A 17,411-nucleotide genomic window follows, 5' to 3' on the forward strand; every position below is an offset into this window, starting at 1 on the left:
ACAGCAACACGCTTACTTTTTCTCGGCTTCTGCCTTCTTCGCGTCGGCAGCAGCCAGTTTGGCTTCCTTCTTCGCAGCCGCTTCCGCAGCCTTGGCTTCTTTCTTGGCCGCCGTTGCTGCTTTCTTCGCGGCAGCGGCTTCCTTCTTCGTTTCCGCAGCCGTTTTCACAGGGGCGGCATCGGCCGCGGCAGCAGCGGGAGCCGGCGCAGCAGCAGGCACTGCCTTGGCGGCGGCTTCTTTCTTGGCGGCAGCGGCGGCGGCCTTGGCTTCTTTCTTGGCTGCAGCAGCTTCCTTCTTCGCTTCAGCGGCCGACTTGGCTGGTGCCGCAGCGGTGTCGGTCGCAGCAGCTGGCTTCGGTGCGGCTTCTTTCGCTGCAACTTCCTTCACTGCAGCATCCTTTTTTGCCGGGGCAGCTTTCGCCGCCGGAGCGGGTGCCGCTGGCGCGCCGGACTTGGCCTGGCCATTCACTTGCAAGCCCGCTTCCGACAGTTTCACGGAACTTTTCGGGCCGATACCTTTTACGCGGCTTTCGAAATCGGCCCAATCCTTGAAGGCACCGCCCTTGGCGCGTTCATCGACGATGGCTTTCGACGTGACGGGGCCGATGCCCTTGACGCTGTCGAGTGCCGCCTGGTCCGCCTTGTTGACATCGACCTGGGCAAAGGCAAAGCCCATCGTCGCGATCAGGGTGGCGATGGCCAGCAGTATTTTTTTGAACATGGGTATCTCTCCGTGATGTGGTTTCAAGATGACTCGAACGCAAGGGAGGAACAGCGCCTTAACGGCTTAACGGCTGTAGCGTGATACGGTTGACAAGACAAGACTGCGGAACTGCGGGAAAACCTGCGCCAGATCAAACGATCCGGCGCAGGCGGTATCACATATTACTGCGAAAACAGCTCGTCGCGGGTGACGGTGGCAGTGCCCAGCTTGCCGACGACGATGCCGCCGGCGCGGTTGGCCGTGCGCACGGCGTCGCCCAGGGCCATGCCGGCCCCCAGCATGGCTGCCATGGTGGCGATCACCGTGTCGCCGGCGCCCGAGACGTCGAACACTTCGCGCGCATCGGTCGGCATGTGCAGCACCTCATCGGCCGTGTACAAGCTCATGCCTTCTTCGGAACGGGTCAGCAGCAAGGCGTCCAGCCCCAGTTGCGCGCGCATCTGCTGCGCGCGCTCCGTGAGTTGCTCCTCCGTATTCCAGCTGCCGATCACGCGGCGCAGTTCGGACTTGTTCGGAGTGAGTACTGACGCACCTGAATAGCGGCTGAAATCATCGCCTTTCGGGTCGACCATGACGATCTTGCCGGCGGCCCGGGCCGCCTTGATCATCTCGGCCACGTTCACCAGGCTGCCCTTGGCGTAGTCGGACAGGATCACCACGTCGTAATGGGGCAGCAGCGCGTTGAACTGCGCCAGCTTGTCGCGCAGCACCGTATCGCTGGGCGCATCCTCGAAGTCGATGCGCAGCATCTGCTGCTGGCGGCCGATCACGCGCAGCTTGATGATGGTGGAAATGGCCGCGTCGCGCTGCAGATAGCTGTGGATGCCGCCGCCTTCGAGCAGACGCTCGACCTGGCTGCCGGCCTCGTCGTCGCCCACCACGCCGAGCAAGCTCGTCTTCGCGCCCAGCGCGGCCGCGTTGCGCGCCACGTTGGCCGCGCCGCCCAGGCGTTCCTCGCGCTTCTCGATGCGCACGATGGGCACGGGCGCTTCCGGTGAAATACGGCTGACGTCACCGAACCAGTAGCGGTCCAACATCACATCGCCCACCACCAGCAGGCGTACCTGGGCCAATGCGGCCGGCGCCGTCAAGGCGACCACCTCTTGGGCGCTCATGCGCGCGTCAGGATCGAGCGGCCGATCCCGTGGTATTCAATGCCATTCTCGGCCATGACGGCCGGCTCGAACAGGTTGCGCCCGTCAAAGACGACGGCCTGCTTCAGGCGCGCCTTGACCTGCTCGAAGTCGGGGCTGCGGAAGGCTTTCCATTCGGTCACGATGACCAGCGCATCGGCATCCTGCAGCGCATCCTTCGGGCTGTCGGCAAAGCGTACCTTGGCCAGTTGCTCCGGCGTCAAGTCCAGTTGCAGCACGCGGCGCGCCTCGGCCATGGCGACGGGGTCGTACACGGCCACCGTGGCGCCGCGCCCCAGCAAGTCGGCCAGCAGCACGCGGGCCGACGCTTCGCGCATGTCGTCCGTATTCGGCTTGAAGGCCAGGCCCCACACCGCAAAATGCCGGCCCGTCAAGTCCTCGCCGAAGCGAGCGACCACTTTGCGGCCCAGCACCTGCTTTTGCTGGTCGTTGACGGCTTCGACGGCGCGCAGGATCAGCAATTCCTGGCCGTGGCCGCGCGCCGTGCGCTCGAGCGCCTGCACGTCTTTCGGGAAGCAGGAACCGCCGTAGCCGCAACCGGCATACAGGAAGCTGTGGCCGATGCGCGGGTCGGAACCAATGCCGTGGCGCACGGCTTCGATATCGACGCCCACCTTGTCGGCCAGGTTCGCCAGCTCATTCATGAACGAGATGCGCGTGGCCAGCATGGCGTTGGCCGCATATTTCGTGAATTCGGCCGAGCGCACGTCCATCCAGTAGGTGCGCTCGTGGTTGCGGTTGAACGGCGCGTACAGGCTTTTCAGCAATTCGCGCGCGCGTTCGCCGTCCGGCGTGGCGTCGACGCCGATGACGATGCGGTCAGGGCGCATGAAGTCTTCGACGGCCGCGCCTTCCTTGAGGAATTCCGGATTCGACGCCACCGAGAACGTGGCGGCCACGCCGCGCGCATCGAGTTCGCCCTGGATGGCGGCGCGCACTTTTTCGGCCGTGCCGACGGGCACGGTGGACTTGTCGACGATGACCTTGAAGTCCGTCATGTACTTGCCGATGCCGCGCGCGGCGGCCAGCACGTATTGCAGGTCGGCCGAGCCGTCTTCATCGGGCGGCGTGCCGACGGCGATGAATTGCATCACGCCGTGCGCGGCGGCAGCCTCGACGTCGGTGGAAAAGGTCATGCGGCCGGCGGCGCGGTTGCGCGCCACGACTTCTTCCAGGCCCGGTTCATGGATGGGGATGCCGCCGCTGTTGAGCAAGGCGACCTTCTGTACGTCGAGGTCGAGGCAAAAGACGTCATTGCCCAGCTCCGCCAGGCAGGCGCCCGTCACGAGGCCCACATAGCCCGTGCCGATAATGGTGATTTTCATGGTTGTGCCGTATTTGTAATATGGGTTCTGACCTGCAAGTGCACAGCACAGGGTTCAGGGCAAGGCGCTGCAACGCAGCCATGAGCCCTGTGCTGGGCACGACTAATTCATGACGTTGAGTTCTTCCGTGCGTCGTGGCGGATAGGTTTCCCACTTGTTGCAGCCCGGGCAATGCCAATAGAACTGGCGCGCCTTGAAGCCGCAGTGGCTGCACTGGTAGCGGGCCAGCTTTTGCGTATAGCCGTGCACGAGGTTTTTCACCATCGACAGCTCCGACCAGATGGCGGCCGGCGCATCCATCATGCGCGCTTCCAGCAGTTTATCCAGGCCCAGCAAGGTCGGCGTGCGGCGCAGCTCGGCGCTGACCAGCTGTTTCGCCGCTTCCACGCCGTCGAGCTCGATGACGGCCTTGAAGACGACTTCGATCAGGTCGATCGACGACGCCTCTTCCAGGTAGGAGCGCAGCAGGTTGACGCCTTCCTGTGGACGGCCCAGCTTGGTATAACCGTCCATCAGACGCTGCGCCACCAGGGCCACATGCGGCACGCTTTGCTGCTCCACGCGGCGCCAGGTGGTCAGCGCGCCTTCCACGTCGCCGCGCGCCAGCAGCACGTCGCCCGTCAGGATGGTGGCGCGCACGCTCTTGCGGTCCGTCTGCAAGGCTTTTTCCAGCAGCGGCATGGCTTCGTCCGGCTTCATGTGCACCAGCGCGTCATGCGCCAGTTCGCAATAGAACTGGGCGATTTCCTTCTGGCGCGCGCCGGCGCCCGATTCCTGCAAGCCCACGGCCGCTTCGATGGCGCGTGGCCACTCCTTTTCGCGCTGGTAGATTTCCAGCAGCGCGCGGCGCGCCTGGGCCGCATATTGCGTGTCGACCAGGCTGTTGAAGGTTTCTTCGGCGCGGTCCAGCAGACCCGCCTTCAGGTAATCCATGCCCAGCTCATAGGCGGCATGGCCCTGCTGCTCCAGCGGCAAGTCCGGGCGCGCCAGCAAATTCTGGTGCACGCGGATGGCGCGCTCCGTCTCGCCGCGGCGGCGGAACAGGTTACCCAGGGCAAAGTGCATATCGGCCGATTCCGGGTCCAGCTTGACGACTTCGATGAAGGCATCGATGGCCTTGTCATGCTGCTCATTGAGCAGGAAATTCAAGCCCTTGAAGTAATTGCGCGGCAGGCTGCGCGATTCGGACACCAGTTGATGAATGTCAACACGCGCGGCAATCCAGCCCAGCGCGAAAAACACGGGGATACCCAAGAGCCACCAGAGTTCAAAATCCATGCGATTGTTTTTATTCGAGTAAGAGAGATAGGAGCGATGGCGCCGCTTACTGCGCGCTCACGCTGTCCGGTTGCGGCTGGACATTACTGGCCACGCCAACGGTCTGCAGCGCGGCAATGGTGGTTTTTTGCTTGCTCGCTTCGCGGCGGTGACGGAACACGGTCGGCGTCAGGGCCAGTACGCCCAGGCTGGCGCCGGCGACAAAAAAGCCCAGCAGCATCAGGACCAGGGGGCCGCGAATTTCATAATTGAGGAAAACATGCAGGTCGACAACCTGCGCATTCTTCAGCGCAAAACTGAAGAACAGGACGAAGAGAACACAGCCAACGATGGTGGAGATGATTTTCATCGATACGCCCAGAAAGTACAAAAAATGCCCGTATGGCACAACCTTGGAATGCCTGACAGAAGCGTAGCGAGCGTCAGCGAGGCTCGGCGCCCCCTTTGGTCCGAGAAGCGCAACCGTACTGAAGTACGGTGAGCATCGCAGGCCGCAAAGCGCGACGCGCAGTAGCTTATGTCAGGCATTCTCAGCATATTAACAAAAAAAAGCGGCATCCAAGGACGCCGCTCTTTGTGTCGCCTTCCAGCAGACGATTAATCCTCGATGATCGGTTGTCCGACCATCGCGTCCACCCGCTCGCGCAACTGTTTGCCCGGCTTGAAGTGGGGTACCCGTTTTTCGGGAACCATCACCTTGTCGCCGGATTTCGGGTTGCGGCCGATGCGCGGGGGCCTGCTGTTCAGGGCAAAACTGCCAAAACCGCGGATCTCGATACGCTGACCGGTCGCCAGGGCGTTGGTCATCGCATCGAGAATGGTCTTGACGGCATACTCCGCATCTTTCGCCACCAGCTGAGAATAACGCTCAGCGAGGCGGTTGATCAGCTCGGACTTTGTCATCTGCCGTATCCGCAGTCTTAGTTCTTGTTATCGAACTTAGCTTTCAACAAGGCGCCCAGGCTGGTGGTGCCCGAAGCTGCGTTGTTGTCGGTAGCTGCCATCTTCTGCATGGCTTCCTGGGTTTCAACGTTGTCTTTCGCTTTGATCGACAGTTGGATACCACGGGCTTTGCGGTCGATGTTCAACACCATTGCTTCGACGGTGTCGCCGACTTTCAGGTGCGTACCAGCATCTTCAACGCGGTCGCGCGAGATTTCGGAAGCGCGCAGGTAGCCTTCAACTTCTTCGGACAGTTGGATCACGGCGCCTTTAGGCTCAACCGATTTAACGGTACCGGTTACCAGCGAGCCTTTGTCGTTCATGGCTGCGAAGTTGTTGAATGGGTCACCTTCCAGTTGCTTGACGCCCAGGGAAACGCGCTCGCGCTCAACGTCGATGGCCAGAACGATGGCTTCCAGTTCGTCACCTTTCTTGAAGCGACGCACGGCTTCTTCGCCGGTTTCGGTCCAGGACAGGTCGGACAGGTGCACCAGACCGTCGATGTTGCCGGCCAGGCCGATGAACACGCCGAAGTCGGTGATCGATTTGATCGCGCCGCGGACTTTGTCACCTTTCTTATGGGTAACACCGAAGTCGTCCCATGGGTTGGCTTTGCACTGTTTCATGCCCAGCGAAATACGACGACGCTCTTCGTCGATTTCCAGAACCATCACTTCTACTTCGTCGCCCAGTTGGACAACTTTGTTAGGAGCAACGTTTTTGTTCGTCCAGTCCATTTCGGAAACGTGTACCAGACCTTCGATACCCTGTTCCACTTCAACGAACGCGCCGTAGTCGGTCAGGTTCGTTACTTTACCGAACAGACGGGTGCTTTGTGGGTAACGACGGGACAGACCGGTCCAAGGATCGTCGCCCAGTTGTTTCACGCCCAGCGAAACACGGTTTTTCTCTTGATCGTATTTCAGGACTTTGGCGGTGATTTCCTGGCCAACCGTCAGAACTTCCGACGGGTGACGTACACGGCGCCATGCCAGGTCGGTGATGTGCAGCAGGCCATCGATACCGCCCAGATCCACGAACGCGCCGTAGTCGGTGATATTTTTGACGACGCCGGTCACGACCGTGCCTTCTTTCAGCGTTTCCATCAGTTTCTGACGCTCTTCGCCCATCGAAGCTTCGATGACGGCGCGGCGGGACAGAACCACGTTGTTACGCTTGCGATCCAGCTTGATCACTTTGAATTCGAGGGTTTTGCCTTCGAATGGGGTGGTGTCTTTGACAGGACGGGTATCAACCAGCGAGCCCGGCAGGAATGCGCGGATGCCGTTGGTCAACACGGTCAGACCGCCTTTGACTTTACCATTGACGGTACCGACGACGATTTCGCCCGATTCCATCGCTTTTTCCAGAGCCAGCCACGAAGCCAGACGCTTGGCTTTGTCGCGCGACAGGATGGTATCGCCGAAACCGTTTTCCAGCGATTCGATCGCCACGGAAACGAAGTCACCAACTTTGACTTCCAGTTCGCCGTGGTCGTTCTTGAATTCTTCGACAGGGATGAATGCTTCGGATTTGAGGCCAGCGTTCACGATCACGAAATTGTGGTCGAGGCGCACGACTTCAGCGGAAATAACTTCGCCGGAGCGCATATCTTGACGCGACAACGATTCCTCGAAGAGCGCAGCAAAACTTTCCATACCGGTAGATTCGTTAGTTGTAACAGTAGACATAGGGTTCACACAGGTTATCCAGCAGAGATCGCACGATGCGACTTAAACTGGGTTAGGTTTTTGACACACCCGGACAGGCCAGGAGCCGTCAACGGGCACCACATAGCATGCACTACACATCAATACACGCTATTTTGCTGCTTATTTTGCAACTGCGGCATACCATTTCAACACGGTTTCGACGGCATCATCTGCCGTCATGGCCGAGGTATCGAGGACATGCGCCCCTTCCGCGGGGACCAGCGGCGCAATCGCACGGTGAGTATCACGTTCGTCCCGCGCCTGCAAATCCATCAGAAGGTCTTCCATATTAGCAGAAAAACCCTTGTCTATCAATTGCTTGTAGCGCCGTTGCGCGCGCGCCTCGACGCTGGCGGTCAGGAACACCTTCAATGGGGCATGCGGGAAGATCACCGTGCCCATGTCGCGTCCGTCGGCCACCAGGCCCGGCGTCTTGCGAAAGCCCAGCTGCAAACCGACCAAGGCATGGCGAACAGTTGGCAAAACAGCAATTTTCGACGCCGTATTCCCCACTTCTTCGGCACGGATCTGCTCCGTGACATTTTCATGCGCCAGCAGGATCTCGCCGCCCGCAAAATGACAGGGCAAGTGTTCGGCCAGCTTGGCCAGCGCGTGCTCGTCGCGCAAGTCCGTGCCACGGCGCAGCGCGCTCAAGGCAGTCAGGCGGTACAGCGCGCCCGAGTCCAGGTAATGAAAGCCCAGCTTGTCGGCCACGCGGTGCGCCACCGTGCCCTTGCCGGAAGCGGTGGGGCCGTCAATGGCGATGACTGGGATGTTGGAGGTCGGCATAGTGTTGGCAATCAATTAAATCAAAGTGTCTTTGGCAATCCCCGCGAAGGCGGCGAAATACTCGGGGAAGGTCTTGGCCACGCATTTCGGGTCGTTGATGCGCATCTCGTTGCCGCGGCGCGCGGCGCCGTCCAGCGAAGCCAGCGAAAAGCACATGGCCATGCGGTGGTCGTCATACGTGTCGATGGTGGCGGCAAGAATCTGCGCCGGCGGCGTCACGCGCAGGTAATCGGCGCCCTCTTCCACTTCCGCGCCCAGCTTGCGCAACTCCGTGGCCATGGCGGCCAGGCGGTCCGTCTCTTTTACGCGCCAGCTGGCGATATTGCGCAAGGTGCTGGTGCCGTCCGCGTACAGGGCGGCCACGGCGATCGTCATGGCCGCGTCGGGGATGTGGTTAAAGTCCATGTCGACGGCTTTCAGGACGCCGTTCGAACGGGCTTCGATCCAGTTCTCGCCCATGGTGATGGTCGCGCCCATCTGCTGCAAGGCTTCGACGAAGCGCACGTCGCCCTGGATGCTGTCGCGCCCCACGCCTTCCACGCGCACGGGACCGCCGCCGATGGCGCCGGCCGCCAGGAAATACGAGGCCGACGAAGCGTCGCCTTCCACGTGGATGGTGCCCGGGCTTTGGTATTGCTGGCCCGGCTGCACGGTGAACGACTGCCAGCCGTCATGTTCGACCGTCACGCCGAAACGGCGCATCAGGTTCAGGGTGATCTCGATGTACGGCTTCGAAATCAGCTCGCCCGTGACATCGATGGTGACGGCATGGTCGCGCGCCATCAGCGGCGCCACCATCAAGAGGGCCGTCAGGAACTGGCTCGACACGTTGCCGCGCACGGCGATGCGCTGCGCGTGGATGTGGCCGCGGCGGATGCGCAGCGGCGGGAAGCCCTGCTCGCCCGTGTATTCGATCTGCGTGCCGACGGCGTTCAGCGCGTCGACCAGGTCGCCGATGGGGCGCTCGTGCATGCGCGACACGCCATGCAAGGTGTAGTCGCCGCCGATGACGGCCAGCGCCGCCGTCAGCGGGCGGATCGCCGTACCGGCATTGCCCATGAAGAGGTCAGCCTCGTGGTGCGGGAACACGCCGCCGCAGCCTTCCACGTGGTGGATCTGGTGCGCGGTGGCCGGGTCGCCCTGCAACTCGTCCTGCGTCCATTTGACGCCCAGCGACGTCAGGGCCGTCAGCATGACGAAGGTGTCGTCGGAGGCGAGCAGGTCGACGATCTTCGTCGTGCCCTTGGCCAGCGCGGCCAGCAGCAGCACGCGGTTGGAAATGCTTTTCGAGCCGGGCAAGCGCACCGTGCCCTCGGCGTGCATCACCGGTTTCAAGTCGATATGGTGGGGGTAGTGCTTGGTCTGGGTCATGCTGGAATCCTTGAGTATTTATTGTGCGGGCGCGGGAGCTTCCGCCGTCTCGATCGCCTCGATCCATTGCTGCCGCGCGTGCTGGGCGTTCGCGTACACGCCCTCGATGGCGGCGCCGTCGTTCGCGGCCAGGTGGGCGCGCAAGGTCGTCAACTGCGCCAGGTAGGCATCCAGTTCGTGCAGCAGCGCCGGCTGGTTGGCCAGGCTGATGTCGCGCCACATTTCCGGCGATGAGCCGGCGATGCGCGTAAAGTCGCGAAAGCCGCTGGCCGCGTATTGAAACAGCAGGCCCGCGTGCGGTTTGTTGGCGATGTCGTCGACCAGCGCAAAGGCCAGCAAATGCGGCAGATGGCTGACGGCGGCAAACACCTTGTCATGTTCTTCGGGGCTCAAGGTGTGCAGGATGGCGCCGCAGGCGCGCCACGCGGCCGCCACGCGCTCGACGTCGTCCGCGGCGTTTTCCGCCAGCGGCGTGAGCACCACTTTCTTGCCTTGATACAGATCAATGATGGCGGCGTCGGGACCATTCGTCTCGCGCCCCGCGATCGGGTGGCCGGGCACGAATTGCGCCACCTTGCCGCCAAGCGCCGCGCGCGCGACCGCCACCACGTCGCTCTTCGTGCTGCCCCCATCGGTGACGATGGTGCCGGGCTGCAGGTGCGGCGCGATGGATGCCAGGATGGGACCCGTCTGCGCCACGGGCGCGGCCAGCAGCACCAGGTCGGCGCCATGCAAGGCTTGCGCCATGTCGCCGCCGATCTCGTCGATGATACCCAGTTCGAGCGCGCGCACCATCGACGCGCGTGAGCGGCCCATGCCGACTACGGTTTGAACCGCGCCCGCGTGTTTCAAGGCGCGCGCGAACGATCCGCCGATCAGGCCTACGCCAAAAATGACGACCTTCTTCAGTGCAGGCGTCGTCATGGCGTCAAGCCAGCGCTTTCGTCAGCGCGGCGATGAAGATGGCGTTTTCCTGCGGCAGGCCGATGGAAATGCGCAGCCATTGCGGCAAACCATAGCTGCCCACGGGGCGCACGATCACGCCCTGTTTCAGCAGCGCCAGGTTCACGCGCGCGCCCGCTTCATCATCGTCGCCCACCTTCACCAGCACGAAATTGCCGTGCGACGGCACGTATTCCAGGCCCAGTTGCGCAAACGCTTCCGTAAACTGCTGGTAGCCGGCCGCGTTGTTGCGCGCGCTTTGCTCGAGGAAGGCCTTGTCGTTCAGGGCGGCGATCGCGGCCGCCTGCGCCAGCGAGTTGACGTTGAATGGCTGGCGGATGCGGTTCATCAAATCCGTCAGCACCGGCTGGGCGATGGCGAAGCCGATGCGCAGGCCGGCCAGGCCATACGCCTTCGACAGGGTGCGCGAGACCACCAGGTTCGGATACTGGCGCACCCACGCCGTCGACTCGTACTGGTCCTCGGCCGACAGGAATTCGTTGTAGGCCTCGTCCAGCACGACAACGACATGCGCCGGCACTTTCTGCAGGAAGGCTTCGAGCTGCGCCGCCGTCAGGAAGGTGCCGGTCGGGTTGTTCGGGTTGGCGATGAAAACCAGACGCGTGTCGTCGGCAATCGCCGCCGCCATGGCGTCCAGGTCATGGCCATAGGCTTGCGCCGGGACGACGATGTGGCGCGCGCCCAGGCCTTGCGTGGCCAGCGCGTACACGGCGAACGAATACTGCGAGTACACGACGGATTCGCCATGCTGCACAAACGCGTGCGCGGCGATTTCCAGGATGTCGTTGCTGCCATTGCCCAGGGTGATCCAGTCGGCCGGCACGTCATAGCGCTTCGACAGCACGGCTTTCAAGTCGAAGCCGTTGGCGTCCGGGTAGCGGCCCAGGTCATCGATGGCGGCGATCATCGCCTGCTTGGCCGATTCCGGCATGCCGTACGGGTTTTCATTCGACGCCAGCTTGACGATGGCTGCCTCGTCGAGGCCGAATTCGCGCGCGACTTCCGCGATCGGTTTGCCGCTCTGGTAAGGGGCGATGGCGCGGACGTATTCTGGACCGATATTTTTAGACATGGTGTTCTTTAAAAAAGTGGGTGATTGTAAGAATAGCTACAGCTTCACAGGCTGACAGGATATGACCCCAGCACCTTGAAAAACGCCGCATTGCTTTGCAGCTCGGCCAGCGCCTGGGCGACGGCTGCGTCGTGCACGTGACCCTCCACGTCGACATAGAAATAATACTCCCAGCTGCCCATGCGCGCCGGGCGCGACTCGAAGCGCGTCATCGACACGCCGTGTTTCGCCAGGGGCGCCAGCAGCTGGTACACGGCGCCCGCCTTGTTCGGCACGGCCAGCACCAGCGACGTCTGGTCCTTGCCCGACGGCGCCGTCTGCAAGGTGCCCACGACGGCAAAGCGCGTGCGGTTGTGCGGGTCGTCCTGGATATGGCCCTTGACCACGCCCAGCTTGTACTGCGCGCCCGCCAGTTCGCTGGCGATGGCCGCCACCGTGCCGTCTTCGCCGGCCATGCGGGCCGCCTCGGCGTTCGACGCCACGGCATGGCGCGCGATGTGCGGGTAATTCTGGTTCAGCCACACCTGGCACTGCGCCAGCGCCTGCGAATGGGCGCAGATGGCGGTGACGCCATCCATGTTGCCGCTCTTCGTCATCAGACTGTGGTGCACGGCGATCGCCACCTCGCCGCTGATGATGAGACTCGTCTGCAGCATCATGTCCAGGGTGCGGTTGACGGCGCCTTCCGAGGAATTTTCGATCGGCACCACGCCGAAATCCGCCGTTCCCGCCTCGGCGGAACGGAATACTTCGTCGATGGACGCGCATGGCAAGCCTTCCACGGCGCTGCCGAACTGCTGGTACACGGCCTGTTCGCTGAAAGTGCCGGCCGGGCCAAGGTACGCCACGGTGACCCGTTTTTCCAGCGAGCGGCAGGACGACATGATTTCGCGGAAGATGGTCTGCACTTCGCGGTCGCCCATGGGGCCGGGATTGCGTTCGGCCACGCCGCGCAGCACCTGCGCCTCGCGCTCGGGGCGGAACACGGGCGCCTGCGTTTCGGCCTTCACGTGGCCCACTTGCTGGGCGATTTGCGCGCGGCGGTTCAGCAGTTCGAGGATTTGCGCGTCGATCGCATCGATCTGTTCGCGCAGCGGTTTCAATTTATCGGTCATGGTTGGTTTGTTTCGTCAGCTGTACTTCAATCATGGCCGCGCGGCCTGCGCCGGCGGCGGGCCGGCGCGGTCGTCTAGGCGACTCAGCGTCCGGCAAACTCGTTCAAATAGTTGACCAGGGCTTGCACGCCCTCGATCGGCATCGCGTTATAAATCGATGCACGCATGCCGCCGACGGACTTGTGGCCCTTCAGTTGCAGCAGGCCGCGCTGTTTCGCGCCGGCCAGGAATGCGTCGTTCAGACTTTCATCGCGCAGATAGAACGGGATGGTCATGCGCGAGCGGTATTCTGGGGCGACCCGGTTCTGGTAAAAGTCGTCCGCATCGAGCGCCGCGTACAGCAGCGCCGCTTTCTCAATATTACGCTGTTCCATGGCTGCAACGCCACCCTGGCGTTTGAGCCACTGGAAAACCAGGCCGGCGATATAGATGCCGTAGGTGGGCGGCGTGTTGTACATCGACTCATGTTCGGCCACGATGCTCCAGTCGAAGGCCGACGGGCAGATAGGCAGCGCCTTGCCCAGCAAGTCTTCGCGCACGATGACCAGGGTCAGGCCGGCCGGGCCGATATTTTTCTGCGCGCCGCCGAAGATGACGCCATATTGCGATACATCAATAACGCGCGACAGAATGTGCGACGACATGTCGGCCACGATGGTGGTCCCTGCCGGCACGTTCGGCGCCTGCTGGAATTCCACGCCGTCGATGGTTTCATTGGTGCAGATGTGCAGGTAGGCGGCTCCCGGCGTCAGCTGCCATTCGGCGACCGGCGGCACGCCCGTGAAACGGGCGGCCTTGGACGACGCGGCCACGTTGACGTTGGCGTACTTGGCCGCTTCCTGGATCGACTTGCCGGACCACGAGCCCGTATGCACGAAGTCCACGGTGGCCGGCTGCTGCGCTGCCAGGCCCACCAGGTTCATGGGAATGATGGCGTTCTCGCCCAGGCCACCGCCCTGCAGGAACAGGATCTTGTAGTTGTCGGGCACGGCCAGCAGCTCGCGCAGGTCGGCCACTGCCTGCTGGTAGATGGAAATGAATTCGGGACCACGGTGGCTCATTTCCATCACCGACATGCCACTGCCATGCCAGTCCTGCATCTCGGCAGCCGCTTGCGCCAGCACTTCCTTGGGCAGGACGGCGGGGCCGGCGGAAAAATTGTAGATATGGGTCACGATACGGTCCTTGGCAAAATGGAAATCTTATTGGGGCGACTGCGTGGCCGCCCGCATGACCTGGTCCAGCACCGCATTCACGCGCGGGATCAGCACGCGCTGGCTGATGGCCATCGATTCGGCAGACAGTTGCGGCATGGTGGCCAGCATCTTGCGTCCCAGCGGCGTCTTGTAGAAGGTCGTCAGCTGCTCGACTTCGGGCACCGTGTAAAAGCGCGCGTACAGGGGCACCATTTCGGCGGCCAGTTCGTCGATCAGGGTCGGATCGGCCAGCACCTGTGTCAGGGTGGCGATGGCCAGGGGGATTTCTTCCTCGGCGCTGGCCAGCGCGCGCGCCTTGCGCTGCTCGTCCAGCTTCGGGTTGCTGCTGATTTGCTGCTGCGCCGACTGGCGGATCATGGCTGGCACCGATTGCAGCATCTGGTCGAAGATGTTGCGCGTCAGTTGCGGAAATTGCATCGCGTCGAGCATGCGCCGCACGGCCACATTCATGGCGGGGCTGGGCGCCGCCTGGCGGGCGGGCGTGGCTTGCGTGCTCTGGGCCAGGGCCGGCAGGGTCGCAAGGAAGGCCAGCGAAAACGCGGCGAAGAAGGTGGCGACGATTTTTCTCATGGCATGCGGAACTTTACAAAAGCGGGGAACTATCTGGGGATACGCAGGCTGGCGCCGCAACCGGCACGCCAACAGCAATTGGGGCTCCCGAAAGAGCCCCAATCATCTTACTCCGGCTGCGCCGGGTCGACAGGATCGGCCGGTTCAGCCGCTGCCGGCGCGGCCGCAGCCTCCTGGCCCGCCTCCGTCGTCAGCTCGACTTCGTCGATATCCGTCTCCACCACGCGCTGCAGGCCGGACAGCTTGGTGCCGTCTTCCACGGCGATCAGGGTCACGCCCTGCGTCGCGCGGCCCATCTCGCGGATTTCCGACACGCGGGTGCGGATCAATACGCCACCGGTGGTGATCAGCATGATTTCATCGCTGGTATCGACCAGGGTCGCGGCAACCACTTTACCGTTGCGCTCGCTGGTCTGGATGGCGATCATGCCTTTCGTGCCACGGCCATGGCGCGTGTACTCGGTTATCGGCGTACGCTTGCCGTAGCCGTTTTCCGTGGCCGTCAGCACCGACTGCTGCTCGTTCTCGGCCACCAGCAGGGCGATCACGTGCTGGCCTTCTTCCAGGTTCATGCCGCGCACGCCGCGCGCCGTACGGCCCATCGGACGCACGTCGTTTTCGTCGAAGCGCACTGCCTTGCCCGAATCGGAGAACAGCATCACGTCGTGCTGGCCGTCGGTCAGCGCCGCGCCGATCAGGAAGTCGCCGTCGTCCAGGTCGACCGCGATGATGCCGGCCTTGCGTGGATTGCTGAAGTCCTTCAGCGGCGTCTTCTTGACGGTACCGAGGCTGGTCGACATGAACACGTAATGGTCTTCCGGGAACGTGCGGTTCTCGCCCGACAGCGGCAGGATCACGGTGATCTTTTCGTTGTCCTGCAGCGGGAACATGTTGACGATCGGCTTGCCGCGCGAATTGCGCGAGCCTTGCGGCACTTCCCACACCTTCAGCCAGTACATGCGGCCACGATCCGAGAAGCACAGGATGTAGTCGTGCGTGTTGGCGATGAACAGCTGGTCGATCCAGTCTTCCTCTTTCGTCGCCATGGCCTGCTTGCCGCGGCCGCCGCGCTTCTGCGCGCGGTATTCGGTGATCGGCTGGGCCTTCATGTAGCCGGTGTGCGACAGGGTCACGACCATGTCCTGCGGCGTGATCAAATCTTCCGTTTCCAGGTCGGTCGCGTTCAATTCGATCTGCGAGCGGCGCACGTCCTTGTTGCCGGCGCCGTATTCGTTCTTCGCCGCCGTCATTTCGTCGGTGATGATGACGGTGACGCGTTCCGGCTTGGCCAGGATGTCGAGCAAGTCGGCGATATGTTCCATCACGTCCTTGTACTCGTTGACGATCTTGTCCTGTTCCAGGCCGGTCAGGCGCTGCAGGCGCATTTGCAGAATTTCCTGCGCCTGGTCGTCCGACAGCTTGTACAGGCCATCGCCCTGCATGCCATAGTGCTTCGGCAGGTTTTCCGGACGGTAGGCGTCGATGCCGCCTGGCGTCGAGCCGTCGCCCGTGCGGGCCAGCATTTCGCGCACGACGGACGAATCCCAGGCCTTGGCCATCAGTTCGACCTTGGCGATCGGCGGCGTCGGCGCGGCCTTGATGATGGCGATGAAGTCATCGATGTTGGCCAGCGCGACAGCCAGGCCTTCCAATACGTGACCGCGTTCGCGCGCCTTGCGCAGTTCGAACACGGTGCGGCGCGTCACCACTTCGCGGCGGTGCGACAGGAAGCATTGCAGCATCTGCTTGAGGTTCAGCAGCTTCGGCTGGCCATCGACCAGGGCCACCATGTTCATGCCGAAGGTGTCTTGCAACTGGGTCTGCTTGTACAGGTTGTTCAGCACCACTTCCGGCACTTCGCCCCGTTTCAGCTCGATCACCACGCGCATGCCCGACTTGTCGGATTCGTCGCGGATGTCGGAAATGCCGTCGAGCTTCTTGTCGCGCACGTTTTCAGCGATGCGTTCCAGCAAGGATTTCTTGTTGACCTGGAATGGCAGCTCGTCGACGATGATGGCGATGCGGCCGCCATCCTTGCCGTATTCTTCGAAGTGGGTCTTGGCGCGCATGACGACGCGGCCGCGGCCCGTGCGGTAGCCGTCGCGCACGCCGGACACGCCATAGATGATGCCGGCCGTCGGGAAGTCCGGCGCCGGGATCAGCTCGATCAATTCATCGATCGTGCAATCGGGGTTGCGCAGCACGTGCAGCGCGCCGTCGATGACTTCGGTGATGTTGTGTGGAGGAATGTTCGTCGCCATGCCGACCGCGATACCGGACGAGCCATTGATCAGCAGGTTCGGGATACGCGTCGGCAAGACCGTCGGTTCCTTTTCCTTGCCATCGTAGTTGGGCTGGAAGTCGACGGTGTCCTTGTCGATATCGGCCAGCAACTCGCTGGCGATCTTGTCCAGGCGGCACTCGGTGTAACGCATCGCCGCGGCGCCGTCGCCGTCGACGGAACCGAAGTTGCCCTGGCCATCGACGAGCATGTAGCGCAGCGAGAAATCCTGCGCCATGCGCACCAGCGTGTCGTAGATCGAGGCATCGCCGTGGGGATGGTATTTACCCATGGTTTCGCCGACCACGCGGGCGCACTTGACGTAAGGGCGGTTCCACACGTTGTTCATTTCATGCATCGCGAACAAGACGCGGCGGTGCACTGGCTTCAAGCCATCGCGCGCATCGGGCAAGGCGCGACCGACGATCACGCTCATGGCGTAATCGAGGTAGCTCTTGCGCATCTCTTCTTCGAGGGAAATAGGAATTGTTTCTTTTGCGAATTGATCCATTGGCGGTTCGACTGATCTCAGGCTGTGGTTAACTTATCTGTTACGCAATGTATGACGCAATACTGCATATCCTGGGTGGCTGTCGTCGTGGACGCCGCGCCGCGCGCTGCTGGCGCGGCCCGGCTTCCATGTCGCAGAGTGCCGGAACAAATCGGCGGGCTGGCGGCACGGCCAGTACGTGCACCGCAGTGGTACGCGCTGGCCATGCAGTGCCGCCGTGGGCATTTGCCCGACACTCTTAACAGTCAAGCGCACGATTTTAGCATGCGCGCCCAGCTACCTGTACAAATTGGCCATACCAACAAGATTGGCAGTTTGCACGGGAGCCGTGCAGCCTGACCTCTCGATAATGCACAATGGCAATACCAGTTCAAGATACCTGCCCTTA

15 protein-coding genes are annotated in these 17,411 nt (G+C 62.3%); all 15 read right to left on the minus strand.

Features of this window, described 5'->3' with window-relative positions:
- Positions 1–12: 12 nt before the first annotated feature.
- Positions 13–720, minus strand: coding sequence for a ComEA family DNA-binding protein (locus tag CLU94_RS07170; protein WP_099665143.1), 708 nt, complete (start codon positions 718–720; stop codon positions 13–15).
- A gap of 164 nt (positions 721–884) precedes the next feature.
- Positions 885–1,838, minus strand: coding sequence for a D-glycero-beta-D-manno-heptose-7-phosphate kinase (gene rfaE1 / locus CLU94_RS07175; protein WP_077400769.1), 954 nt, complete (start codon positions 1,836–1,838; stop codon positions 885–887).
- Positions 1,835–3,202 carry a UDP-glucose dehydrogenase family protein gene (locus tag CLU94_RS07180; protein WP_099665144.1) on the minus strand — a complete coding sequence of 456 codons (1,368 nt, stop codon included), beginning with the start codon at positions 3,200–3,202 and terminating at the stop codon, positions 1,835–1,837. The genes rfaE1 and CLU94_RS07180 overlap by 4 nt, the downstream gene beginning before the upstream one ends.
- A 102-nt stretch (positions 3,203–3,304) precedes the next feature.
- Positions 3,305–4,480 carry a lipopolysaccharide assembly protein LapB gene (gene lapB, locus CLU94_RS07185; RefSeq protein WP_077400762.1) on the minus strand — a complete coding sequence of 392 codons (1,176 nt, stop codon included), beginning with the start codon at positions 4,478–4,480 and terminating at the stop codon, positions 3,305–3,307.
- Positions 4,481–4,526: 46 nt separating this feature from the next.
- Positions 4,527–4,829: a LapA family protein gene (locus tag CLU94_RS07190; protein ID WP_077400759.1), complete on the minus strand. Its 303-nt coding sequence runs from the start codon at positions 4,827–4,829 to the stop codon at positions 4,527–4,529.
- A 248-nt stretch (positions 4,830–5,077) separates the two neighbouring features.
- Positions 5,078–5,383: an integration host factor subunit beta gene (locus tag CLU94_RS07195; protein ID WP_008446215.1), complete on the minus strand. Its 306-nt coding sequence runs from the start codon at positions 5,381–5,383 to the stop codon at positions 5,078–5,080.
- 17 nt (positions 5,384–5,400) lie between these two features.
- Positions 5,401–7,113, minus strand: a complete 1,713-nt coding sequence (rpsA, locus tag CLU94_RS07200; RefSeq protein ID WP_071650172.1) for a 30S ribosomal protein S1 — start codon at positions 7,111–7,113, stop codon at positions 5,401–5,403.
- Positions 7,114–7,254: 141 nt separating this feature from the next.
- On the minus strand, positions 7,255–7,923 hold the full coding sequence (gene cmk, locus CLU94_RS07205; RefSeq protein WP_099665145.1) for a (d)CMP kinase: 669 nt from the start codon (positions 7,921–7,923) through the stop codon (positions 7,255–7,257).
- A 15-nt stretch (positions 7,924–7,938) separates the two neighbouring features.
- Positions 7,939–9,294 carry a 3-phosphoshikimate 1-carboxyvinyltransferase gene (gene aroA, locus CLU94_RS07210; protein WP_099665146.1) on the minus strand — a complete coding sequence of 452 codons (1,356 nt, stop codon included), beginning with the start codon at positions 9,292–9,294 and terminating at the stop codon, positions 7,939–7,941.
- A gap of 18 nt (positions 9,295–9,312) precedes the next feature.
- Positions 9,313–10,218 (minus strand): prephenate dehydrogenase, encoded by a 906-nt coding sequence (locus tag CLU94_RS07215; RefSeq protein WP_180278610.1) that lies wholly within the window; start codon positions 10,216–10,218, stop codon positions 9,313–9,315.
- 4 nt (positions 10,219–10,222) lie between these two features.
- Positions 10,223–11,329, minus strand: a complete 1,107-nt coding sequence (hisC, locus tag CLU94_RS07220) for a histidinol-phosphate transaminase (RefSeq protein ID WP_099665147.1) — start codon at positions 11,327–11,329, stop codon at positions 10,223–10,225.
- Positions 11,330–11,373: 44 nt separating this feature from the next.
- Positions 11,374–12,444, minus strand: a complete 1,071-nt coding sequence (gene pheA, locus CLU94_RS07225) for a prephenate dehydratase (RefSeq protein ID WP_077400751.1) — start codon at positions 12,442–12,444, stop codon at positions 11,374–11,376.
- Positions 12,445–12,527: 83 nt separating this feature from the next.
- On the minus strand, positions 12,528–13,619 hold the full coding sequence (gene serC / locus CLU94_RS07230) for a 3-phosphoserine/phosphohydroxythreonine transaminase (protein ID WP_099665148.1): 1,092 nt from the start codon (positions 13,617–13,619) through the stop codon (positions 12,528–12,530).
- 27 nt (positions 13,620–13,646) lie between these two features.
- Positions 13,647–14,231, minus strand: a complete 585-nt coding sequence (locus CLU94_RS07235) for a DUF2059 domain-containing protein (protein ID WP_099665149.1) — start codon at positions 14,229–14,231, stop codon at positions 13,647–13,649.
- A gap of 107 nt (positions 14,232–14,338) precedes the next feature.
- A complete protein-coding gene (gene gyrA / locus CLU94_RS07240) occupies positions 14,339–17,023 on the minus strand; it encodes a DNA gyrase subunit A (protein ID WP_099665150.1) in 2,685 nt (894 codons plus the stop codon).
- Positions 17,024–17,411 lie beyond the last annotated feature (388 nt).

The organism is Janthinobacterium sp. 13 (assembly GCF_002749695.1).
Taxonomy (GTDB): Bacteria; Pseudomonadota; Gammaproteobacteria; order Burkholderiales; family Burkholderiaceae_D; genus Janthinobacterium; species Janthinobacterium kumbetense.

Coding starts and splice junctions, on each gene's coding strand:
- CLU94_RS07170 (WP_099665143.1), bottom strand. CDS start 720: ATGTTCAAAAAAATACTGCTGGCCATCGCCACCCTGATCGCGACGATG.
- aroA (WP_099665146.1), bottom strand. CDS start 9,294: ATGACCCAGACCAAGCACTACCCCCACCATATCGACTTGAAACCGGTG.
- hisC (WP_099665147.1), bottom strand. CDS start 11,329: ATGTCTAAAAATATCGGTCCAGAATACGTCCGCGCCATCGCCCCTTAC.
- lapB (WP_077400762.1), bottom strand. CDS start 4,480: ATGGATTTTGAACTCTGGTGGCTCTTGGGTATCCCCGTGTTTTTCGCG.
- CLU94_RS07180 (WP_099665144.1), bottom strand. CDS start 3,202: ATGAAAATCACCATTATCGGCACGGGCTATGTGGGCCTCGTGACGGGC.
- CLU94_RS07215 (WP_180278610.1), bottom strand. CDS start 10,218: ATGACGACGCCTGCACTGAAGAAGGTCGTCATTTTTGGCGTAGGCCTG.
- gyrA (WP_099665150.1), bottom strand. CDS start 17,023: ATGGATCAATTCGCAAAAGAAACAATTCCTATTTCCCTCGAAGAAGAG.
- cmk (WP_099665145.1), bottom strand. CDS start 7,923: ATGCCGACCTCCAACATCCCAGTCATCGCCATTGACGGCCCCACCGCT.
- rpsA (WP_071650172.1), bottom strand. CDS start 7,113: ATGTCTACTGTTACAACTAACGAATCTACCGGTATGGAAAGTTTTGCT.
- CLU94_RS07235 (WP_099665149.1), bottom strand. CDS start 14,231: ATGAGAAAAATCGTCGCCACCTTCTTCGCCGCGTTTTCGCTGGCCTTC.
- rfaE1 (WP_077400769.1), bottom strand. CDS start 1,838: ATGAGCGCCCAAGAGGTGGTCGCCTTGACGGCGCCGGCCGCATTGGCC.
- CLU94_RS07190 (WP_077400759.1), bottom strand. CDS start 4,829: ATGAAAATCATCTCCACCATCGTTGGCTGTGTTCTCTTCGTCCTGTTC.
- pheA (WP_077400751.1), bottom strand. CDS start 12,444: ATGACCGATAAATTGAAACCGCTGCGCGAACAGATCGATGCGATCGAC.
- CLU94_RS07195 (WP_008446215.1), bottom strand. CDS start 5,383: ATGACAAAGTCCGAGCTGATCAACCGCCTCGCTGAGCGTTATTCTCAG.